Source organism: Paucimonas lemoignei (assembly GCF_004342585.1).
GTDB classification, from domain to species: domain Bacteria; phylum Pseudomonadota; class Gammaproteobacteria; order Burkholderiales; family Burkholderiaceae_D; genus Paucimonas; species Paucimonas lemoignei.
On the sequence record NZ_SLZQ01000001.1, the window covers coordinates 1 to 22,058 of the forward strand.

The window sequence follows — 22,058 nt, forward strand, 5'->3', positions numbered from 1 at the left end:
GTCGCCTTGCCGGCTTCCTTCAGACGCGTGGCTTCTTCCATGGCGATTTCATCGAACGGGTTCATCGACATCTTGACGTTGGCCAGTTCAACGCCGGACTGGTCAGACTTGACCCGTACCTTCACGTTGTAATCCACCACACGCTTGACTGGAACCAGGACTTTCATTTGTAACCTCACATAATTTATTCAATCACAGGGGATGACATAGCTATGCCGTGCGCCTTGCTGCTTCAAACCCGCTCAATGATGATGGCGATGCCCTGGCCGACGCCGATGCACATCGTGCACAGGGCATAGCGGCCATTGATGCGCTCAAGCTGATTGAGCGCGGTGGTCACCAGTCGTGCGCCGGACGCGCCGAGCGGATGGCCGATGGCGATGGCGCCGCCATTCGGATTGACATGCGCGGCATCGTCCGGCAGGCCGAGGTCGCGTGTCACCGCCAGTGCCTGCGCGGCGAAAGCTTCGTTCAACTCGATCACATCCATTTGGCCAATGCTCAGGCCGGTTAGCGCAAGCACCTTCTTCGTGGCCGGGGAGGGGCCAAAGCCCATGATGCGCGGCGCGACGCCAGCGGTCGCCATGCCGAGAATGCGGGCGCGCGGCGTCAGGCCGTGGCGCGCGGCAGCAGTTTCCGATGCCAGGATCAGCGTGCAGGAGCCGTCATTGACGCCGGAAGCATTGCCTGCGGTGACGCTGCCCTGCGGCGCGACCACGCCTTTCAGTTTCGCCAGCGCTTCCAGCGTGGTGTCGGGACGAGGATGCTCGTCGGTAGCGAAGATTTTGGGATCACCTTTTTTCTGCAGCAGCGTCACCGGCACGATTTCTTTTTCGAAGAATCCTGCCGCTTGCGCCTGTGCCCAGCGTTGCTGGCTACGCAGGGCGAGCGCATCCTGGTCAGCGCGCGCGATGTTGAAATCGTTGGCGACGTTTTCCGCCGTCTCCGGCATGGTATCGACGCCATATCTTTCTTTCATCAACGTGTTCACGAAACGCCAGCCGATGGTGGTGTCCTCGATCTTGGCCGAGCGTGAAAATGCGCTTTCTGCCTTGCCCATGACGAACGGCGCGCGGGACATGCTTTCGACGCCGCCGGCAATTGCGAACTGGATTTCGCCCGAGCGGATGCTGCGCGAGGCAATGCCGATCACATCCAGGCTCGAGCCGCACAGGCGATTGACGGTATTGGCCGGCACTTCCACCGGCAGCCCCGCCAGCAGGGCGGCCATGCGGCCGACGTTACGGTTGTCTTCGCCGGCCTGGTTGGCGCAGCCATAGATGACTTCGTCGAGCGCCGCCCAGTCGAGGCTGGGATGGCGTTCCATCAACGCCTTGATCGGCAGCGCCGCCAGATCGTCGGCGCGCATGCCGGCCAATGCGCCGCCATAGCGTCCGAACGGAGTACGGATAGCGTCGCAGATGAATGCATGGTTCATGTCATGGTCCTAAAGAATACAGAATGCATGCCGAGGCGCCGGGCACCCCAGTTGTCGGAATTAACTAGCGTGGTTCTTGATCGTTTCGCGCGCGATCACCAGTTGCAGGATCTGGGTCGTGCCTTCGAAAATGCGGAACAGGCGCACATCGCGGTAGAAGCGCTCGACCGGATATTCCGCCATGTAGCCTGCGCCGCCATGAATCTGCACGGCGCGGTCGGCGACCCGACCTACCATCTCGGAGGCAAACATCTTGGCGGAAGCTGCCACGAGCGTGGTGTTCTCGCCGCGGTCGCGCTTGCGGGCGGCGTCCAGCACCATGCACTTGGCGGCGTACATTTCCGCCTGGCTGTCGGCGATCATGGCCTGCACAAGCTGGAAGTCGGCGATCGGCTTGCCGAACTGCTTACGTTCGGTGGCGTACTGCACGGATTCCTTGATCAGGCGTTCGGCCATGCCGACGCACAGGGCGGCGATATGCAGGCGTCCCTTGTCGAGCACGCGCATGGCAGTGCGGAAGCCGTTGCCCTCGGCGTTGCCGAGCAGGGCGCTGGCAGGCACGCGGCAATTGTCGAACACCACGTCGCAGGTGAGGGCGCCGGACTGGCCCATTTTCTTGTCCGGCTTGCCAAGCGTGATGCCCGGCGTATCCGCCTCGACCAGGAAGCAGGAAATCGAATCGGCGCGGCGCTCCTCGCTGGTACGCGCCATCACGGAAAACAAGCCGGCCACCGGGGCATTGGTAATGTAACGCTTGGTACCGTTGAGGATATAGAAGTCGCCATCCTTGCGGGCAGTGGTGCGCAGCGAGATGGCGTCCGAGCCGGCATCCGGCTCCGTCAGAGCAAACGAGCCGATGATATCGCCGGACGCCAGGCGCGGCAGGTAGCGTTGCTTCTGTTCTTCGGAGCCGGCCAGCACGATCGCCTGTGAACCGATGCCGATATTGGTTCCGGCCATTGAGCGAAAGGCGGGCGATGTCTGACCGAGCTCGAATACCACATTCACTTCTTCTTCCATGTTCAGCCCCAGGCCGCCATATTCTTCAGCGATCGATAAGCCAAACAGGCCGAGTTCGCGCAGTTCGTCGACGACTTCATCGGGGATCTTATTGGTCTCGGCGACCTCAGCTTCCAGCGGAATCAGTCGGTCATGCACGTAGCGCCTGACGGAGGAAAGCAGCAAGTCAAAAGTTTCTTGGTCTAAGGCCATGGAAATCTCCAGTAAATCTCTCTGAATCAGTGTGGATATGGTTTATTCGTGCGGGTAAAGTCCGCCGGCAAGCAGGTCGAAATATTCGCCGGCAAGTTGTTCGGCGCTGGCGCCGCTGCCAGGCTTGAACCAGCGCACCATCCAGTTCAACATCGATAACACGGCGCGGCTCGTAGTGCCGACATCGACCTTGCGGAACGATTTGCTGGCCACTGCTTCAGTTACGATCTGTCGTAGCAAACCTTCGTATTCATCGCGCAGCCGCATGGCTTCTTCGCGAAATTCAGCATTGGCCATGCCGCCGAAGCCGACCAGCATCACGACAAAGCCGGTGTGATGTTGCTCGAAGTAGCGGGCGTGCGCTGTCATGAAGCGACGCAGCTTTACTGCCGGCTCGACTTCCTGGGCGACTTCCCGCTCGACCACCTCGTTCAATCCTTGCAGGGTCTGCAGAATGATGGCGTCGTAAATATCCTGCTTGGTAGGAAAATAATGGTAGATCGCTGCCTTCGAGACGCCCATTGCGGCGGCGACGTCGTTGATCGACGTGGTTTCATATCCGGTATTGGCAAACAGCTTGGCTGCATGATCGAGGATGCGTTGTTGTTGGTTGTCGCTGGCTGGTGGGCGACCAAGACGTTTTTTATTTGGGGCGAGGGAGCTCATCGTTTGAAAACCCTGATTGACTTTGATGAATGAATTATATACCATCCGACCGGTAAGTAAATATATTTCTAAGCAAAGGAACACAAGTGAGCGAAGTCTTGATCGAACTTCCAGGAAGCGGTGTTGCCATCGTGCGCATCAACCGGCCGGAAGCGCATAACGCCCTGAACGCAGCGGTGCGCGCAGGTCTGGCCAAAGCATTTGCCGAGCTGGAAACAAACGAAGAGGTGCGGTGCGTCGTGTTGGCCGGATCGGAGAAGGTGTTCGCCGCCGGTGCCGATATCAAGGCGATGGCCGAAGCTTCGCCGGCTGAAATGACGAACAATGGCGCCGATCACTCCTGGCGCGTGTTGCGCGAATTTTCCAAGCCGGTCATCGCCGCAGTCAATGGCTGGTCGCTGGGTGGCGGCTGCGAACTGGCGATGCATGCGGACATCATCATCGCAGGCGAAGGCGCGCGCTTCGGCCAGCCGGAAATCAAGGTCGGCATCATTCCCGGCGCCGGCGGCACCCAGCGCTTGACGCGCGCGGTCGGAAAATTCAAAGCGATGAAAATCCTGCTGACCGGCGAAGCCATCAGCGCGCGCGAAGCCGAAGCGATGGGGCTGGTCAGTGAAGTGGTTGCGGACGAGGCGGTGTTCGAGCGGGCGCTGGCGCTGGCCAATGTCATCGCAGCACTGCCGTCGATTGCCGCGCGCAAGATCAAGGAACTGGTACTGGCCGGCGCCGACCTGCCGTTGAACGCGGCGCTGAGCATGGAGCGTCAGGCTTTCTGGCTGATGTTCGATACCGTCGATCAGAAGGAAGGCATGCGCGCCTTCATTGAAAAACGCTCCCCTGTATTTACAGGAAAATAATCATGACATTCTCATTTGAGGCAAACCGTCCGGGACTCACGCTCGGCATCGTCGGTGCCGGCATCATGGGACGCGGCATCGCGCAAATTGCCGCCGAAGCCGGCATCACTGTGCTGCTGGCCGATGCGCGTGCCGCCGCCGTCGAGGAGGCGCAGGCATTTTGCGCCGACATCATCAACAAGAAAGCAGCGAAAGGCAAGATTTCCGAATCCGAGGCGAGCGCTGCCATCGCCCGCATTCAGGCGACTGATGCCGGACCTGACAAGGGCTACGCCGCTTTCGCAGGCTGCGACGTAGTGATTGAGGCGGCGGCGGAGCGTCTCGACATCAAGCATGCGGTGTTGAGGGGTGTCGAGGCGGCAGTGTCCGACCGCTGCATCATCGCCACCAATACCTCGTCGCTCTCGGTCACCAGCTTCGCGGCGGCTGCGCGCATTCCGGCGCGCGTCGCAGGCTTCCATTTCTTTAATCCCGTGCCGCTGATGAAAATCGTTGAAGTGATTGGCGGCGTGCTGACCGAAGCGGAAGTGATCGAAAGCCTGGTTCAGCTGGCGCAGCGGCTTGGCCACTACCCGGTTCGGACCACTGACACGCCAGGCTTTCTGGTCAATCATGCCGGGCGGGCATTCGGCACCGAAGCCCTGCGCATCGTCCAGGAAGGCATCGCCAGCTTCGCCGATATCGACCGCGTGATGGTCGAGGCAGCCGGATTTCGCATGGGGCCGTTCGAGCTGTTCGACCTGACGGGGTTGGATGTGTCGCACACGGTGATCGAATCGATCTATCGCCAGTATTACGAAGAGCCGCGCTACCGGCCGATCCAGATCACGGCGCAGCGCTACGCGGCTGGACTATTCGGCCGCAAGACCGGACGGGGATTTTATGAGTACCTCGATGGCAAGGCGCAAAAGCCGGCCGAAGCGGCGGTGCCGCAGGTCGATGTCGCTGCCGTGCCGGTCTGGGTGAGCGACCGTCATCCGCAAGCGGGCGCGGCGGTCCGCGCGGCGCTGGCCATCGCCGGCGCGCGACTGGAGCAGGGCGCCCAGCCTTCGGCGCAGGCGCTGATCATCGTTACCCCCTTCGGCGAGGATGCCACCACTGCGGCGCTGGCGGATAACCTGGACGCGGCTCGCACGGTCGCGATCGATTGCCTGTTCGACCTCGAACGACGACGTACCCTGATGAAAACCCCGCTTACACAGCCGGAATTCGTGCAGGCCGCGCACGCGCTGTTCGCCGCCAGCGGCAAGCCTGTGACCGTGATCGAGGATAGCCCCGGCTTCATCGCCCAGCGCATCATCGCTGCCATCGTCAATATCGGCGCCGAGATCGCGCAGCAAAAAATCGCGTCGCCGGCCGATATCAACAAGGCGGTGGAATTGGGACTGGGCTATCCGCTCGGGCCGCTGGCGTTGGGCGACAAGCATGGCGCTGCACGTATATTGGCGATTCTGGAAGCGATGCAGTCGTTCTACGGCGATCCGCGCTACCGCCCGAGTCCCTGGCTCAAACGTCGTGCGTTACTGGGCATCTCCTTGATGACCGCATGCTGATTTTGACAATCCGGTTGGGTTTAACCATACTGACAAAAATAAATTAACAATCGGATTGTTCATGGCTGGCGCGGAAATCAAGGAAGAAATCGACCTGAACGCACTCAGGGTATTTGTCGAAATCGTCGATAGCGGCAATATGAGCGCGGCGGCGCGCAAGCTGCAAACCACGCGTTCCAATGTCAGCTATCGCCTGCGCCTGCTGGAAGAGTCGCTCGGGGTGCAATTGTTGCGGAGGACCACGCGCCAGCTGGAGCCGACGCATATCGGCGCCGGCCTGTATGAGCACGGCCGAAATATTTTGCGCGAGGCCGCTGCCGCTTCGGCGCTGGTGTCCTCGGCGGGCAGGTCGCTGCAGGGCCATGTGCGCCTGAGCGTGCCGACAGGCCTCGGACACATTCTATTGTCCGAGCTGCTTATCCAGTTCAAGCGGGATAACCCGGACATTTCGCTGGACGTAATTTTCGACAACCGGGTATCCAATCTGGTCAGTGAAGGCATCGATATCGCGGTGCGCGTGGTTTCGACGCCGCCCGACGCTGTGGTGGCAATCAAGCTTGCAGAAGTGGAGTGGGTGGTATGCGCCACGCCCGACTATCTGGCAAAGGCTGGCATACCCGGAAAGGTACGTGACTTGAGCGAGCATGCGGTGATCTGTTCCGCCGCAATCGGCCAACGTCTGCGCGTATCCAGCAATCTAGGCGGGCAGTTCGAACGCGTCGAGCTGGATCCGGGTGTGCGCTCGGAGAATTTTCTGTTTCTCAAGGCAGCAGTGGTCGGGGGGCTGGGCATAGGCGTGCTGCCGCATTATGCGATACGCGACGAAATTGCCGCCGGTACCGTCACGCGGATTCTGGGCGATCACAAGATCAGCGTATTCGGCAGCAAGCTATATCTGCTGACTATGCCCAGTCGCTACCAGACTATGGCCACCAAGGTGCTGATCGATTTTCTGAAGCGCAGCCTGTCTGACGGCTGATGCCGCGCGCCAGAGGTTGCGATGCCAATGGCGCTACTGGCCGCAATTCAATCCTTGCGGTAGAGCTGGATAATCGAGGAAAAATCCTTGGTGCCCCAGCCGCTATTGGCGTGCATCTGATACAGCTGCTGGGTTGCCGCGCCCAGCATCAGAGGTTGTTTGGCAGCATGCGCGGCATCCACCGCAAAAGTGACATCCTTCAATACGGTTTCGATGCTGCCGCCGCCTACGTAGCCGTGCGAGGCGGGCGCATCGGGCGACACGCCCGGCCAGGGGTTGTAGGTATCGGAACTCCAGCAGCGTCCCGATGAAGAGTTGATGGCACTTGCCAGGACGTGCGGGTCGACGCCGAGATTCACCCCCAGGCTCATCGCCTCGCTGGTGGCGGTCATGGAAATCGCCAGCAGCAGATTGTTGCAAATCTTGACGACCTGGCCATTGCCCGGCCCGCCGCAATCAATGATGTTTTTCCCCATATGACGCAGTACCGGTTCGAGTCGGGCAAACAGCTCGGCCTCAGCGCCGACCATGAAGGTCAGTGTGCCGGCTTTCGCTCCGATGGTGCCGCCAGAGATGGGGGCATCTGCCATCCGCAGGCCGCGTGCCGATGCCGTGGCGATCAATTCGCGTGCAGTTTGAGGATCAACCGTGCTGCAGTCCACCAGAAAGGTGCCTGGTGCAGCGCCGTCCATGATGCCCTGTGCGCCAGTATACACCTGCCTGACGTGCTTCGGCGTCGGCAATACCGTGAACACTAGCGAGCACTGCGCGGCAACCTCCTGCGGCGAAGCGGCCGCGACGGCGCCGAGCGCGACCGCGGCATCGACTGCGGCGGCATTGATATCGCATACCACCACCGCCTGCCCAGCCTTTAGCAGGTTCGCCGCCATTGGCGCTCCCATGTTTCCCAATCCGATAAAGCCGATGTTCATGATATTCCTTGTCTGTTGAATGGTGCGGGCGCCTCGGGATGAAAAGTCAAAGTCCGAAGCGAGGTGACGACGATACGATCTCTTAACGGTAAGATTGGGCGCCAGGCACGCCCGCCGTGATATCGCCGAACAGGTTTTTTGCGTGCTGCGGCGCGCTGTGCCAATACTGGCGTGGCGCGCGCACGGTCGCCTTGAGCTCCGCCGCGGCCGCCCAGGTCCAGTGCGGGTTGTACAAGAAGCCGCGGGCAATCGCCACCATGTCGGCTTGTCCGCTGGCGACGATGTTTTCCGCCTGCGCGGCTTCCGTGATGGCGCCGACGGCAATCGTGGTGATGCCAGTCTCGGCCTTGATGCGCTCGGCAAACGGCACCTGGTAGCCGGGGCCAAAGGCAATTTTCTGTTCGGGCGCCAGGCCGCCGCTGGAGGCATCGATCCAGTCGCAGCCACGCGCTTTCAAGGCTGCCGCTAATGCTATCGACTGCTCCACATCCCAGCCGTTCTCGATCCAGTCGGTGGCAGAAATGCGCACGCCTACCGGACGGTCGGCTGGGAAATTCGAGCGGATCGCATCGAACACTTCAAGGGGAAAGCGCATCCGGTTTTCCAGCGAGCCGCCATAGGCATCGGTGCGCTGATTACTTAACGGCGACAGGAACTGGTGCAGCAGGTAGCCGTGCGCCATGTGAATTTCAATGCCGTCCAACCCGATCCAGCCTGCGCGCGCTGCGCTTTCGCCGAACTGATGCCGGATTTGTGTCAGGTCGGCCAGGCTGAGTGCCTGCGGCATATGATTTTGCGGGCGCAGCGGCAATGGCGACGGCGCCACGGTTTGCCAGCCGCCATCCTCTATGCGTATTTGCGCGCTGCCGTCCCATGGCTCTGCCACTGAAGCCTTGCGTCCGGCATGGGCCAGCTGAATGATGGTCGGCATTGCGGAATGCCGGCGTACTGCATTGAATACATCGGCCAATGCGCTCTCGGTAGAGTCGTCCCATAGCCCGAGGCAACCAGGCGTGATGCGTCCCTCGGGCGCTACTGCGGTCGCCTCGATGCACAGCATGCCGGCACCGGATTGCGCCAGACTGCCGAGGTGAATCAGATGCCAATCGGTTGCCATGCCCTTGATGGCGGAATATTGGCACATCGGCGATACGACAATACGGTTTTCCAGCGTAAGGCTTTTCAGTGCAATTGGCTGAAACAAGGCAGACATCGGTCGTCGCTCCGCAGGCTAAAGGGTGATCGCCATGACGCGCCGGCCGGCAGCCTAATGATTCTCCATGCCAAAGACGGAAAACGATTGGCTAAGTACAGATGTGGCCAAGCATGCGAGTGGCGGCGGCGGCGTTCAACTTTGCGAAATCATAGCGATGAAGACCTACAGCGACAATTTGTCTACAAAATGACAGACTGTGAAAGAAAAATTGACAATTTGCCTGTTGAGCCTTTGACTTTGTTTCTTTAATTAAATTTCAGCAAGCGTTTTTTCACATTAATTAAAAATAAATCGAAGCAGAAGGCTAATTGCCGATATTTCTGGGAGAACTGATCTGATATATGAAAATTGGCTTCAATTGTCATTAATTATTGAACATTCTGTCAATGATTGATGTAATTGGCAAGCCAATTCATCTGTGCGACCATCGTTACGTTTGAGTAATAGGTTGGCAATAGATGCCATTGATAAAAATTTAACATCCACCTTAAAAATGGCTGGATGTAAATGGCAGAATTTTTTTGAACAAATAAAACTGGCAATCCCCCTTCAGGGGGCTTCAAGGCACAATTGGTGGAGAGACGAATGGCAATGAATTTCAAGCGCAAGTTTTTGACGGCATTAGTGATGTCTACGCTGCTCGGCGCCGGCGCGGCGCATGCAAGCAAGGATAATGTCATCCGGATCGGTGTTCTGACGGACTTTAGCGGCACCTATGCTGATATTGCTGGCAAGGGCGCGTTGACAGCGGTTGAAATGGCAGTGGAGGATTTTTCCAAAGATCGCACCGTCAACGGTAAAAAGATCGAAGTCATTTATGCCGACCATCTGAACAAGGCGGATATCGCTGCGAGCAAGGCGCGTGAATGGTATGACACTCAGGGTGTCGATATCATCGTCGATCTCGCCACCAGTAGCGCGGCTCTGGCCGTGACCGCCATCGCCGAGCAAAAGAATAAGATTGCCCTAGTTACGACTGGTGGCGCTTTGCCGCTAACGAATGACAAGTGCACGCCGGTCACGCTGCACTGGGTGTATGACACCTATTCGCTGACCGCCGGCACCGCCAAGACCGTCGTCGATTCCGGCAAGAAGAGCTGGTATTTCATCACGGCTGATTATGTCCTTGGCCATTCCCTCGAGCAGGAAGCAGCCAAGGTGGTGAAGGCTAACGACGGAGAAGTTAAGGGCGCCGCCCGCCATCCGTTCCCAGGTAGCGATTTTTCCTCTTATCTGATGACCGCTCAATCATCGAAGGCCGACGTGATCGCGCTGGCCAACGCTGGTTCGGACTTGGCCAACACCATTAAACAGGCGAACGAGTTCGGTATTACTACAAGCAAGCAGACCGTTCTGCCACTGCTAATGTTCATCTCCGACGTGCATGCAATGGGTCTCAAGACTACCCAAGGCTTGACTCTGACCGAGGCGTTTTACTGGAACCGTGATGAAAAGACGCGTGCTTGGGCAAGACGCTTTTACCAGCGCGCCGGCAAGATGCCGACTTCCGCGCAAGCAGGCGATTATTCTGGTGTCACGAACTATCTGAAGGCAGTCAAGGCGACCGGCACAACGGATACTGCAACGGTGATGAAATACTTGAAGAGCACGCCGATTGATGACGGGCTGTTTAAAGGGCAAATTCGTGCTGACGGACGCTTGGCGCATGACATGCTCCTGGTACAAGTCAAGAGCCCGGCTGAGTCGAAAGAACCTTGGGACTATTACAAGATCAAGTCGGTGATTCCGGCGGATGTGGCAACCATGCCGCTGTCGCAATCCCAGTGCAAGCTGGTCAAGAAATAAAAAGCTGCACAATGAAACAAGGCAGGAGTCTATGATTAACAAAATTTATGCGAGCGCACGGGCTGCGCTCCAGGACGTGGTCGGCGATGGTCAAACCATCGCCGTGGGCGGCTTCGGGCTGTGCGGGATTCCTTCGGCGCTGATCGAAGCCTTGCGGAACAGCGGCGCCAGGAACCTGACCTGCATCAGCAACAATGCCGGCGTCGACGACTTCGGCCTTGGCTTGTTGCTGCAGACGCGCCAGATCAAGAAAATGATCGCCTCCTATGTCGGCGAGAACAAGGAGTTCGAGCGCCAGTATCTGGCTGGCGAGCTCGAGCTTGAGTTCAATCCGCAGGGCACGCTGGCCGAACGTCTGCGCGCGGGTGGCGCCGGCATCCCGGCATTCTTTACCAAGACCGGCGTCGGCACCCAAGTTGCGCAAGGCAAGGAAACCCGCGTGTTTCGCGGCGAAACATACGTGATGGAAGAAAGCCTGACCGCCGACGTTGCCTTGGTCAAGGCCTGGAAGGCTGACAAGTCGGGCAACCTGATCTTCAAGCGCACGGCGCGCAACTTCAACCCGGAAGTCGCCACCGCTGGCAAGGTAACGATTGTCGAAGTGGAGGAAATCCTGGAAATCGGTCAGATCGATCCGGATGACGTGCACTTGCCCGGCGTGTTCGTGCAGCGCCTGGTGCTGAACCCGAACCCGGAAAAACGTATCGAGCGCGTGCGTACCCGCGTGCGTCAGTAACAGGAGAAACACATGGCTTGGAGTCGTGAAGAAATGGCCGCCCGCGCCGGCCGCGAATTGCAGGACGGGTTTTACGTCAACCTGGGCATCGGCCTGCCTACCATGGTCGCGGAAAACGTGCCGCCGGGTATCGACGTCTGGCTGCAGTCGGAAAACGGCTTGATCGGCATCGGCCCGCTGCCGTATGAGGATGAGGTCGAGGCCGACCTGATCGATGCCGCCAAACAGGCCGTCACCATCGCTCCCGGTGGCTCGATTTTTTCCTCATCCACTTCGTTTGCGATGATTCGCGGCGGCCACATGGATTTGACGATCCTGGGCGCCATGGAAGTCAGCGAGAAGGGCGACTTGGCGAACTGGATGATCCCCGGCAAGCTCGTCAAGGGCATGGGCGGCGCGATGGACTTGGTGGCTGGCGTGCGCCGCGTGATCGTGCTGATGGAACACACGGCCAAGAACGGCACACCGAAAATCCTGAAGGAATGCAGCCTGCCGCTGACAGGCGCCGGCGTGGTGGATCGCATCATCACCGACCTTGGCGTGCTCGACGTTACCGACCAGGGATTGCAAGTAGTTGAGATGGCACCCGGCGTGACAGCGGATGAAATGCGCAGCAAGACCGGCGCGCCGCTGACGTTCGCGGCGGGACTAGCGAACTGACACTGATAACAAGCATAGACAGTAAAGGAACAGCATATGTTTTCACATACGGTATTGTTGAAGTTCACGCGTTCGGATGAGGATTTTTTCAAGCAAATCCGCGACTACACCGAGCGCATGCGCGCTGAGTGCGACGGCGTCAAGGAATTGCACTTCGTGCAGAACGAGTCGTCGCGCTCGTCAGGCTTTACCCATGGCTTCATCACCAGCTTCGTTGATGAAGCTGCACATGATCGCTACCAGAATGTTCCGGTGCATATCGAGCTAAAGCAATACATGATGCCTCACGTGAGCGATCTGGTTGTACTGGATTCGACTATCTCCTAGCATGGTCTTCGACCGGCGATTTTAGCCGGACAGCGCTGCAAGGCGTTGTCCGGTTTTTTTTGTGACGATGAAAAGGGGTGGCCACTGGACTTCTGCAGTTGATTGCTAGTGGCTGGAATGGTGCATGGGTGTATTCCAGTATCGGTAGAGCCGGCTAGCGAAATGGCAGCGCAACAACCCAGATTGGCAAGGCTGCTCAAGGTCAGACATGAGTTCGTCATTGGAGCCAGTTGACCAGGAAGCTCATGGCGCGGCAGCGTGGACGCGTTGTTGTCGTTATCGGACTTGTGCGGCAACGCCATTGCAGTTGTGGTGATGGCATCCGTTTCCGCAGACATGGCGATGCGAGCCACAAGCCGGGCAGGTCGGATGCACAGAATTTGAGGGGGATATGGCAGCCTGATCGGCCTGGAAAAACAGGCCGGTAATCGCTCGTTGATCCGGGCGACTACCGGACGAGGACAGGAAGATTACATGGTCTTGCGTCGAGAAGCGTTACCGCCGTCGATCGTGACGATGGTGCCGCTAATATAGCCTGCCAGCGGTGAAGCCAGGAAGGCAAACAGGTCAGCCACTTCGTCCGGCGTCGCGGCACGCTTGGCTGGCAGGTTGCCGAAGAATTCCTGCCAGCGGCTCTCGTCGCCGAAATTGTCTTTCGCGCGGCGTTTCATCAGGCGCATGATGCGGTCGGTCGCGACCGGCCCTGGATTGACGCCGACCACCCGGATGCCGTCATCCAGGCTGACGCCGCCGGTAGCCCGGGTAAAGGCCATCATCGCCGCGTTCAGGGTGGAACCAATCACATAAGCGGCATCCCAGTTCTCGCCGGCGCTGCCGATATTGTTCAGGATGACGCCGCTGCCGCGCTTTTTCATCTCGGCGTAGCAGGCGCGCACCAGCTCAACATAAGAAAAGATCTTCAATTCCGTGCTGGAGCGCCATTCACGGTCGGATGTGCCTTCCAGCGTTCCTGGCAGCGAATCGGCAGCGTTGTTCACCAAGATATCCACTTGCGAGAACCTGGCGACCACCGCCTGCGCCGCACCGGCGGCAGCCAGGTCGGTCGCCATGGTCTGCACGCCGCTCCCGTATTGTTTGCGGATGGTTTCCGCGACTTCGTCGAGGGCTTTGGCGTCGCGTGCGACCAGGATTACCTCGCCGATGCCTTCGCTGGCAAGCTTGAGCGCGATCGCGCGGCCGATGCCGCGCGAAGCGCCGGTGATAAGCGCCGTTTTTCCGGCGAGCTGCAAATCCATGCTGATTCCTTTCCAGCCGTCTCAGGCGACAATGAAACCGCCGTCAATCGGCAGGATCTGTCCGGTGGTAACACGCGATTCGTCAGATGCCAGGTACAGCGCGGCGCAGGCGATCTCATGCGGGGTAGGCAGGCCTAGCATCTGGCCTTTTGCAAGCTGGTTCACGACACCACCGTTATCCTCGGCGATCACCTTGAGTATGCGATCGGTGCTGGTCGCCCCCGGTGCCAGCGCATTGACCCGCACTTTTTGCGGCGCATATTCGACAGCCATTGAGCGGGTGAGGGCGCTGATGGCGCCCTTGGCCGCGGTATAGGAATCCTTCTTGGGAATACCCGTCAGGGCAAACACCGAAGTGGTGTTGATCACCGAGCCGCCGCCAGCCTTGATTATTTCGGGAATGCCGTAGCGGCAGCCGAGCCAAGTGCCGAACAGGTCTATCTTGATAGAGCGCCAGAATTCCTCCAGTGGTGCTTCAGTGACCGAGTTGTCGTGCACGCTAGAGCCGCCGACGTTGTTGTACAGGACATTGAGCTTGCCAAATTCGCCGACAGTGGCCCTGACCATGTTTTCGACGCTTTTTTCATCGGTCACATCGGTGGCAACGAACATGGCGGTGCCGCCTTGCGCCATCGCCTGTCGCACCGTTTCCCTGCCGGCTGCTTCATCGCGCTCGGCGACAATGACTTTTGCGCCTTCCTGCGCAAACAGGATGGCGCTTGCCCGGCCAATGCCGCTGCCGGCGCCGGTGATGATTGCCACTTTTCCTTCCAGTCGTCCCATGATTTACCCCATTTATTTTAAAAATTCGAGCCTGCTTCAGGCTCATGGCTGAATGCCGGAACGGGAGCGGTCTTGCGGCCGCTCCCACGAACCTCACGTGTCGTAATGGCTTACGACTTCTTAACCAGTGAACAGACACTGTCAGACAGTGGGCGGTAAGCCTCGTCACCGGGCACGACCTGCTTGACTGTCAACAAATCCCATGGGCCCTTCGATTCCGACGGCTTTTTGGCCTGCATGAAATACATGTCGTGAACCATACGGCCATCGACCCGGATCTTGCCGTTCTCTGCAAAGAAATCCTTGATTGGGGCGGCTTTCATTTTCTCGATCACTGGCTCGGTAGTGGTCGTGCCGGCTGCCGCAATCGACTTCAGGTAATGCATGGTGGCGGAATAGGCGCCAGCCTGGATCATGGTCGGCATTGCCTTATGTTGCTCGAAGAAACGCTGTGACCATGCGCGGGTTTCCTGGTTGCGGTCCCAGTAGAAGCCGGTGGTGAATTGCGCGCCCTGGACGCGGTCCAGTCCGACGCCGCGGATGTCAGTCTCGAAAATGTAGAATGGGGCGAGCACCTGCTTGCCGGAGGTGCCCAAGCCGAACTCGGCTGCCTGGCGCAAGGTATTCTGCAGGTCTCGGCCGGCATTGGCCAGCCCAATCACCTTAGGCTTGGCGCCTTGGGCCTGCATTAGGTAAGCGCCAAAATCGGACGGGGCGGCCGGATGCTTGACGCTGCCGATCACCTTGCCCCCCTTGGACTGAATTGCCCTGGCCGCATCGGCCTCCAGCGAGTGGCCGAAGGCGTAGTCCACAGTCAGAAAGTACCAAGTGTCGTCGCTGCCTTTTGTCAGTGCCTTGCCGGTCACGTTTGCCAGCGAATAGGTATCGAACACATACTGGATGCCGTAGGGCGAGCATTCCTCGTTGGTCAGACGCGAGGTGCCGGAGCCGGCAAAGATTGTCAGCTTTTTCTTTTCTGCGCCCAGGCGTTGCAGCATCAGTGCCGAAGACGAGTCGGTGGACTCGATGATCATGTCGATGTTGTCGCGGTCGTACCATTCGCGGGCACGCGCAGCAGCGATATCAATCTTGTTGAGGTAATCAGCGGTCAGTACTTCGATCGGACGGTTCAGTACCTTGCCGCCGAAGTCAGCGACGGCCATCTTGACGGCGACAGCGACGCCAGGACCGCCGAATGCAGAATAGGGGCCGGTCATATCTACCAGCACGCCAATTTTTACTGGAGCGGCCTTCCTGTGCCATTGCTGATCCAGCCAGCGCTATTGCGGCACTCTTAACAATTAAAGCAAGCGGCTTTGAAATTTTCATCGTTTGTCTCCGGTCTATTTATAATTCGTTAAAGCGCAACGCAAACTTAAAAATCTCACGTCGTCATTAAGCAGGGCAAAGCAAAAAGATGGTTTCTCAGCAGCTTTATGGCGTTATTACGTGACTGGGACATAGTCAATCACTAAGCCGTTTTTGACAATATGCTTCAGACTGAACAGACTGTAATGTTATTTTGAACAATCAAACGCGCCTGTTACTGAATCGAGGCTGTAAAAACGTTCGGAAAATAACAGGCATGTGAGAAATTTTTATTGCGATGGTGGATCGGCTGTCGGCCAGGCAGGCGAAACGCTGGATATTTGCTTGATTGAGGTTGATGAAGACCGCGTGGTGTTCAAGGCAGCGCCCGATATTCATCGCCACATTTTGACCGCCTGGCGTGACAGGGCTAATGCCTATAGCAGGACCATCGACGTGACGGATTTCCGCAGTGTAAACACCGTTTACTCTGATTTAACCAAGCATGTGGGCGAATGAACGCCAGTCGTAGTGAGGTTTAGGATTTCGCCATGGATAGCTCATCTCAGCAAATCTATTTTCAATCCGGTTCGACATGAACATGTGACCGGGTTGCGCTGCAATGCCCCTCACTGTCCCGGACTAAGCAAGGGAAATAGCTGCCGCAATCCGGAAGCGGTCATTTCAATCGCCATGGCAGCAAGAATGAAGCCGCCGATGCGTTCGACGACATCCAGCGTGGAGCGGCGGATCTGGCGTTCCGTCTGGCTGGCGACCCAGAAGCTGACCCAGCATCCCAGGCCCACGAGCAGAATCGGAAGAATGACGTGAATGAGATCGGCTTGGGTTTGCCAGGCATTGTTTCCCATGACATAGCTGAATGCAGCGGGGCCGGCAAGCAGAGGGACGGCCAGTGGAACGATGGACAAGCGCCTTGATCCAGGATCGCCGCCGTCTGGTGGCAAGCCCTTGAAGCTGGTTTCCTTGCCAAGGACCATCGCGATGGCGAGCAGCAATACGATGATGCCGCCGCCTACCTGCATTGCACCCAGCGATACGCCGAGAAAACCAAGCAGGGGCATGCCCATGAAGGTTGCGATCAGGAGTGCTACTGTGACGGTGATGGCGATGCTGCGGGCAAAGCGCGATTTGTGCCTGGCATCCAGGCTATGGACTTCGGCCAGGAAGATCGGGATCATGGTCACCGGCCCGACCAGGGCGAATAGCGTGACGGTTTTCTTGAGCGTGAGCGCAGCGATGGTAAGCAGCATTGTTTCAAGGCCTCCTGCTGCACGAGTCTATCCCTCGGCCAAGATCCAATTGTGATGAATATCACCAGAGGCGGTTAATGCTATGCATCCGACGGCGGCAGCAATTGCACAAAGGCTTCCTCGTCGACGGGCTTGCTGAGGTAATAGCCCTGCATTTCGTCGCAACGGTTCTCCAGCAAGAAGCGGAATTCTTCCTCGGTTTCCACGCCTTCGGCCAGCACGTTCAGGTTGAGCGTGTGGCCAAGAGAAATGATCGCCTGGATGATGCCGGCATTGTTCGGATCCGACGAAATATTGCGCACGAATGACTGGTCGATCTTCAGCGTGTTGACCGGGAAGCGCCGCAGGTAGCTGAGGCTGGAATAGCCGGTGCCGAAATCGTCGATCGATATCTTCACGCCCAGCGCCTTCAATTGCTCCAGGATGGCGAAGGATTTTTCCACTTCGCGCATCACCACGCTTTCCGTGATCTCCAGTTCCAGGTATTGCGGCGCCAGGCCGGTTTCGGCCAGGGTCCGCGTGACCATGTCGACGACGTTGCCGCGCTCGAGTTGCAGCGGCGAGATATTGACCGAAACCGGAATGGCGGCATGTCCAGCCTTTTCCCAGGCGCGGATCTGAGCGCAAGCGGTTTGCAGAACCCATTCGCCAAGCGGAATGATCAAGCCGCTTTCTTCCGCCACCGGGATGAACTGTGCCGGTGAAATCATGCTGCCGTCCGCCTGCGGCCAGCGGATCAGGGCTTCGGCGCCGATGATCTTGCCGGTGGCGAGCTGCAGCTTGGGTTGATAGTGCAGCGTGAATTCATTGGCGCCGAGCGCGCGCCGCAGCTTGGTCATCATTTCCAGCCGGCCGTTGATGGCGGAATTCATTTCGGCGGAAAAGAACTGGAAATTGTTTCGGCCGGTTTGCTTGGCGCGGAACATCGCCGCATCGGCATGCTTGAGCAGCGTGTCGGCATCGGCGGCATCGGCAGGGCACAGACTGACGCCCATGCTGCAGGTGATTTGCAGTTCGACGCCATTGACGAGCCAGGGCGTGGCGACTTTTTCCAGGATGGGTTGCAGCGTTTGCGTGAAAGAGTCTTCACTGGCCTGGTCGGTGAGCAGCAAGACGAATTCATCGCCGCCCAGGCGCGCCACCGTGTCGGCGTCGCGCACGCAGGACTTCAAGCGGCTAGCCACGGTTTTCAGCAGGCGGTCGCCGACCTGGTGGCCAAGACTGTCATTGACATACTTGAACTGGTCAAGGTCGAAGAAGACGACGGCCAGATAATTGCCATGGCGATGCGCCTGAAATACTGCCTGTTCCAGCCTGTCATACAGCAGCGTCCGGTTGGGCAGGCCGGTCAAGGCGTCGTGCGTGGCCTGAAAACGGATTTCTTCTTCGTGCTGCTTGCGCGTGGTGATTTCCTCGACCGTGCCTTCGAAGAACAACACTTCGCCGGCATCGTTGAGGACGGCGCGGGCGTTTTCCGAAATCCAGATGATGCTGCCGTCACGACGCCAGACGCGCGACTCGAAACCTAGGACGACGCCGTCTTCTTCCATGCGGCGCAGGAATTCGTGGCGGCGCCCCGGGTCGACATAGACCTGGTGGTCGATGTCGCGCAGTTCGGCCATGAGATGCTGGGGCGATTCGTAGCCGTACATGCGTGCCAGAGCCGGGTTGACGGCGATATAGCCATTGGTGGCGGTGGACTGGAAGATGCCTTCGACGGCATTCTCGAAAATGCTGCGAAAACGGCGTTCGGCTTCACGCAGCGCTTCGAAGGCGCGCTTGCGCTCGTTGATATCCTGGATGAAGCCTTCCAGTACTGTGTCGCCGCTGGCCGGATCCGTGACCGCCATGCCGCGCTCGCCGACCCAGCGCACTTCGCCGTTGGCCTTGATGATGCGGTATTCCAGCACGTAGCGCGTGTGATTTGCCAGGGCGTCGACAATCACCTTGCGGCAGTATGCGCGGTCTTCCGCATGCGTCAGTTCTTCAAGACATATCCGGCTGTTGAGCAGAAAGTCCTGGGGCTGGTATCCCGTCAGCTCGAAACAGCCCGCGCTGACATATTCCATGGTCCATTGGGCGTCGATGCGGCAGCGATAGATCATGCCTTCCATGTTGGCCAGAAGCGTGTCCAGCAAATGAATCCTGGGCTCGGCATCGGTGCCTTCATGAGTCGTGGGCGCAGCGAGGTTTGACATGGGTGTGGCCGGCTTCGTCTGTGCGTATTTCCTTTTCCTGCACCAGAACGGGTAAGAAATTTAATTAATTGTTTTGAGGCAATATTTATACCCATAAGGGCAAGAGAAACGTTTCACCATGCCCTCAACATTTGCGTTGTGGAAATATTAAACAGAGCGAAGCATGACACAGGTATGCCGGTTTTTCGAGATTTTTCAGCCGGTGCAAGTTATCGATGTCGCAAAACGGCATTGATGGAGGAAAATTCAAGCGTTTGATCACCGCAGCGGTGTTTAACCTTCCAAGTGAATCGGGTAGCCTAGCGCCGGGCATACTGGCTGGCGCCGAACAGCGTTTCCCTGGCCTTGTCATCGGTGAGCGGCTTGTGCTGGCTGCTCAATACCGCGACGCCGCGCTGCACGGCCGGACGGGCGGCGATCTCATCGAACCAGCGCTTGACGTGCGGGTAATCGGCCCAGTCGATGCCCTGATTTTTCCAGGAGCGCAGCCAGGGAAAGGTGGCGATATCGGCGATCGTGTACTGCTCGCCGGCGAGATACTCGGACTCTGACAGGCGCTTGTCCATCACGCCATACAGCCGCTTGGCTTCGTTGGTATAGCGGTTGATGGCGTAGTCGATCTTTTCCGGCGCATAGATGCGGAAGTGGTGCGCCTGTCCCAGCATGGGGCCGACGCCGCCCATCTGGAACATCAGCCATTGCAGCGTATTGAATTTTTCTCGGTCGGTATCGCCCAGGAAGTGCCCGACTTTGCTTGCCAGGTAAACCAGAATGGCACCGGACTCGAACATCGATAGCGACTCGCCATCCGGCCCTTCATCATCGACGATGGCGGGGATCTTGTTGTTTGGCGAAATCGCCAGGAATTCCGGCTTGAACTGGTCGCCGGCACCGATATCGACATGGTGGACGCGGTAAGGCAGGTCGCATTCCTCCAGCATGATATGGACTTTATGGCCATTCGGCGTGGCGGCGGAATACACATCGATCATGGGAATCTCCAAGGGGCGATAGGACGAGTGGATAGTTGGATAAGGCGATTGTTGCCATTTGCCGCTAAATACACGTCAAATATTATTACACGTCGCCCAAACCGCGCATTGTGACTTAGAATTGCCTCCTATAAATATAGGAGGATTGCCTATGCCAAGGCCGGAAAAAATCCGACTGGGCGAGTTGCTGGTTCAGCAAAAGCTGATTTCAGAAGAACAGCTGACGTTTTCGCTCGGCGAACAAAAGCGCACGGGACGCAAGCTGGGCCGTGTCTTTATCGAGAATGGTTTCGTCACGGAAGAACAGATCTCCGGAGCGCTGGCTAGGCAACTGAACATCCCCTACGTTAACCTGAAGTTTTTTAACGTTAACCAGGAGTTGTTGCGCCTGCTTCCTGAAACCCAGGCGCGGCGCTTCCGTGCATTGGTGCTGGAAGAAAAGGGCGGGGCGCTGGTGGTCGGCATGGCCGATCCCACCGACCTGTTCGCCTACGATGAGATTTCCCGCATCCTCAAGCGCGCCATTTCGCTGGCGGTCGTCAATGAAAGCGAGTTGCTGGCGACCGTCGACCGCATCTACCGCCGCACCGAGGAAATCACCGATTTCGCCCGCGAACTGGAGCAGGACCTGGGCGACGCCGTCATCGATTTCGGCGGCGCCGGCATTGGCGCCGCGGGTGCGGAAGATGCTCCGGTGGTCAAGCTGCTGCAATCGATTTTCGACGACGCGACCCAGGTGCGAGCTTCCGATATCCATATCGAGCCGCAGGAAAAACGCCTGCAGATCCGCTTTCGTATCGACGGTGTGCTGCATCTGCAGACCGAGTCCGACATCAAGATCGCGCCGGCGCTGGCCCTGCGTCTGAAGCTGATGTCCGAGCTGGATATCTCCGAAAAGCGCCTGCCGCAGGATGGCCGCTTTGCCGTCAAGGTGCGTCAGCAGCAGGTGGACGTGCGTATCTCGACCATGCCGACACAGTACGGCGAATCGGTGGTCATGCGTCTTCTGAACCAGGGCAGCCGCACATTGCGCCTGGATGCGATCGGCATGCCGCCGGAGATGGTCAAGAAATTCCGTTCCATCGTCAATCGTCCGAATGGCCTGGTGCTGGTTACCGGTCCGACCGGTTCCGGCAAAACGACGACCCTGTACGGCGCGCTGGCCGAATTGAATACCACCGAGCGCAAGCTGATCACCGTGGAAGACCCGGTGGAATATCGTCTGCCCGGCATCAACCAGGTGCAGGTCAATGACAAGATCGAGCTGACCTTCGCCCGCGTGCTGCGCTCCGCGCTGCGCCAGGATCCGGACGTCGTGCTGGTGGGCGAGATGCGCGACCAGGAAACCGCGCAGATCGGCATGCGCGCCGCGCTGACCGGCCACCTGGTGTTGTCGACCTTGCATACCAATGATGCGGTCAGCACGCCGGTGCGCTTGCTGGACATGGGCGTGCCGCGCTACATGGTGGCGACCTCGCTGCAATGCGTGCTGGCGCAACGCCTGGTGCGCGTGATTTGCGAAAGCTGTGCCGAGCCGTATGAGCCGACGCCGACCGAGCGCGAATGGCTGAAGTTCGAATTGCATGACGCCGTCGACGGGCACAAGTTTTTCCATGGTCGCGGCTGCCCGCATTGCAACGGCACCGGCTATCGCGGCCGGACCGGCGTCTACGAGTTGCTGGAAATGACCGAAGCCGTGGCCGATGCCGCCAACCATAGCGATCCCGCGCATTTCATGAAGGTGGCGGAGGAGCAAATGGCTGGCAATACCTTGCGTCGCCATGGCGTGCAATTGGCAACGCAGGGGCGCACGACCATTGGCGAAGCGATGCGCATCAGTAACCAGTTCGAAGACTGATCCGGGGAGC

At 58.5% G+C, this 22,058-nt stretch carries 20 protein-coding genes and 1 pseudogene; 9 read left to right on the forward strand and 12 right to left on the reverse strand.

The window, feature by feature from the left end; all coding sequences use genetic code 11:
• The 4 genes and pseudogenes from EDC30_RS00005 to EDC30_RS00020 form a co-directional block, all read right to left on the reverse strand.
• A pseudogene (locus EDC30_RS00005) lies at positions 1-167 on the reverse strand (electron transfer flavoprotein subunit beta/FixA family protein); the annotation flags it as partial.
• Between the two features lie 65 nt (positions 168-232).
• Complete coding sequence (gene pcaF, locus EDC30_RS00010; RefSeq protein WP_132256149.1) at positions 233-1,438, reverse strand: 3-oxoadipyl-CoA thiolase; 1,206 nt, start codon at positions 1,436-1,438, stop codon at positions 233-235.
• A gap of 60 nt (positions 1,439-1,498) precedes the next feature.
• Positions 1,499-2,650 (reverse strand): acyl-CoA dehydrogenase family protein, encoded by a 1,152-nt coding sequence (locus tag EDC30_RS00015; RefSeq protein ID WP_132256151.1) that lies wholly within the window; start codon positions 2,648-2,650, stop codon positions 1,499-1,501.
• Positions 2,651-2,692: 42 nt separating this feature from the next.
• The gene (locus tag EDC30_RS00020; protein WP_132256153.1) at positions 2,693-3,316 is read right to left on the reverse strand and encodes a TetR/AcrR family transcriptional regulator; all 624 of its coding nucleotides are present in this window, start codon (positions 3,314-3,316) and stop codon (positions 2,693-2,695) included.
• An 86-nt stretch (positions 3,317-3,402) separates the two neighbouring features.
• On the opposite strand from EDC30_RS00020, the gene EDC30_RS00025 reads away from it, so the two are divergent.
• From EDC30_RS00025 to EDC30_RS00035, 3 genes are all read left to right on the forward strand, one after another.
• Complete coding sequence (locus tag EDC30_RS00025; protein WP_132256154.1) at positions 3,403-4,173, forward strand: enoyl-CoA hydratase-related protein; 771 nt, start codon at positions 3,403-3,405, stop codon at positions 4,171-4,173.
• A 2-nt stretch (positions 4,174-4,175) separates the two neighbouring features.
• Entirely contained in the window at positions 4,176-5,726 is a 1,551-nt protein-coding gene (locus EDC30_RS00030; protein ID WP_132256156.1) for a 3-hydroxyacyl-CoA dehydrogenase, read from the forward strand.
• An 88-nt stretch (positions 5,727-5,814) separates the two neighbouring features.
• Positions 5,815-6,705, forward strand: coding sequence for a LysR family transcriptional regulator (locus tag EDC30_RS00035; protein ID WP_132257176.1), 891 nt, complete (start codon positions 5,815-5,817; stop codon positions 6,703-6,705).
• Positions 6,706-6,752: 47 nt separating this feature from the next.
• Here the strand turns inward: EDC30_RS00035 and mmsB are convergent, their stop codons facing one another.
• Together mmsB and EDC30_RS00045 are read right to left on the reverse strand one after the other, a co-directional pair.
• Positions 6,753-7,637 carry a 3-hydroxyisobutyrate dehydrogenase gene (gene mmsB, locus EDC30_RS00040; protein ID WP_132256158.1) on the reverse strand — a complete coding sequence of 295 codons (885 nt, stop codon included), beginning with the start codon at positions 7,635-7,637 and terminating at the stop codon, positions 6,753-6,755.
• A gap of 82 nt (positions 7,638-7,719) precedes the next feature.
• Positions 7,720-8,850 carry an NADH:flavin oxidoreductase/NADH oxidase gene (locus EDC30_RS00045; protein ID WP_132256160.1) on the reverse strand — a complete coding sequence of 377 codons (1,131 nt, stop codon included), beginning with the start codon at positions 8,848-8,850 and terminating at the stop codon, positions 7,720-7,722.
• A 588-nt stretch (positions 8,851-9,438) separates the two neighbouring features.
• On the opposite strand from EDC30_RS00045, the gene EDC30_RS00050 reads away from it, so the two are divergent.
• From EDC30_RS00050 to EDC30_RS00065, 4 genes are read left to right on the forward strand one after another with little or no spacing between them, the layout of a single operon-like run.
• Complete coding sequence (locus tag EDC30_RS00050) at positions 9,439-10,659, forward strand: beta-hydroxybutyrate-binding protein (protein WP_207907186.1); 1,221 nt, start codon at positions 9,439-9,441, stop codon at positions 10,657-10,659.
• Positions 10,660-10,693: 34 nt separating this feature from the next.
• A complete protein-coding gene (locus EDC30_RS00055) occupies positions 10,694-11,395 on the forward strand; it encodes a CoA transferase subunit A (RefSeq protein ID WP_132257180.1) in 702 nt (233 codons plus the stop codon).
• 12 nt (positions 11,396-11,407) lie between these two features.
• Positions 11,408-12,055 carry a CoA transferase subunit B gene (locus EDC30_RS00060; RefSeq protein ID WP_132256161.1) on the forward strand — a complete coding sequence of 216 codons (648 nt, stop codon included), beginning with the start codon at positions 11,408-11,410 and terminating at the stop codon, positions 12,053-12,055.
• 36 nt (positions 12,056-12,091) lie between these two features.
• Positions 12,092-12,382, forward strand: coding sequence for a Dabb family protein (locus EDC30_RS00065; RefSeq protein WP_132256163.1), 291 nt, complete (start codon positions 12,092-12,094; stop codon positions 12,380-12,382).
• 470 nt (positions 12,383-12,852) lie between these two features.
• Here the strand turns inward: EDC30_RS00065 and EDC30_RS00070 are convergent, their stop codons facing one another.
• The 3 genes from EDC30_RS00070 to EDC30_RS00080 all read right to left on the reverse strand — a co-directional run bounded on the left by EDC30_RS00070 (position 12,853) and on the right by EDC30_RS00080 (position 15,650).
• Positions 12,853-13,638, reverse strand: a complete 786-nt coding sequence (locus tag EDC30_RS00070) for a short-chain dehydrogenase/reductase (protein WP_132256165.1) — start codon at positions 13,636-13,638, stop codon at positions 12,853-12,855.
• Positions 13,639-13,659: 21 nt separating this feature from the next.
• On the reverse strand, positions 13,660-14,421 hold the full coding sequence (locus tag EDC30_RS00075; RefSeq protein ID WP_132256167.1) for an SDR family NAD(P)-dependent oxidoreductase: 762 nt from the start codon (positions 14,419-14,421) through the stop codon (positions 13,660-13,662).
• Between the two features lie 110 nt (positions 14,422-14,531).
• On the reverse strand, positions 14,532-15,650 hold the full coding sequence (locus EDC30_RS00080; protein WP_243656585.1) for an ABC transporter substrate-binding protein: 1,119 nt from the start codon (positions 15,648-15,650) through the stop codon (positions 14,532-14,534).
• A gap of 358 nt (positions 15,651-16,008) precedes the next feature.
• Between EDC30_RS00080 and EDC30_RS00085 the strand changes: the two genes are divergently transcribed.
• The gene (locus EDC30_RS00085; protein WP_132256169.1) at positions 16,009-16,248 is read left to right on the forward strand and encodes a hypothetical protein; all 240 of its coding nucleotides are present in this window, start codon (positions 16,009-16,011) and stop codon (positions 16,246-16,248) included.
• 110 nt (positions 16,249-16,358) lie between these two features.
• Here EDC30_RS00085 and EDC30_RS00090 read toward each other — a convergent pair whose 3' ends face one another.
• The 3 genes from EDC30_RS00090 to EDC30_RS00100 all read right to left on the reverse strand — a co-directional run bounded on the left by EDC30_RS00090 (position 16,359) and on the right by EDC30_RS00100 (position 20,190).
• The gene (locus EDC30_RS00090) at positions 16,359-17,000 is read right to left on the reverse strand and encodes a MarC family protein (protein ID WP_132256171.1); all 642 of its coding nucleotides are present in this window, start codon (positions 16,998-17,000) and stop codon (positions 16,359-16,361) included.
• A gap of 80 nt (positions 17,001-17,080) precedes the next feature.
• The gene (locus EDC30_RS00095) at positions 17,081-19,198 is read right to left on the reverse strand and encodes a sensor domain-containing protein (RefSeq protein WP_132256173.1); all 2,118 of its coding nucleotides are present in this window, start codon (positions 19,196-19,198) and stop codon (positions 17,081-17,083) included.
• A 299-nt stretch (positions 19,199-19,497) separates the two neighbouring features.
• Complete coding sequence (locus EDC30_RS00100) at positions 19,498-20,190, reverse strand: glutathione binding-like protein (RefSeq protein ID WP_132256175.1); 693 nt, start codon at positions 20,188-20,190, stop codon at positions 19,498-19,500.
• A 151-nt stretch (positions 20,191-20,341) separates the two neighbouring features.
• On the opposite strand from EDC30_RS00100, the gene EDC30_RS00105 reads away from it, so the two are divergent.
• Entirely contained in the window at positions 20,342-22,048 is a 1,707-nt protein-coding gene (locus EDC30_RS00105) for a GspE/PulE family protein (protein ID WP_132256177.1), read from the forward strand.
• Positions 22,049-22,058 lie beyond the last annotated feature (10 nt).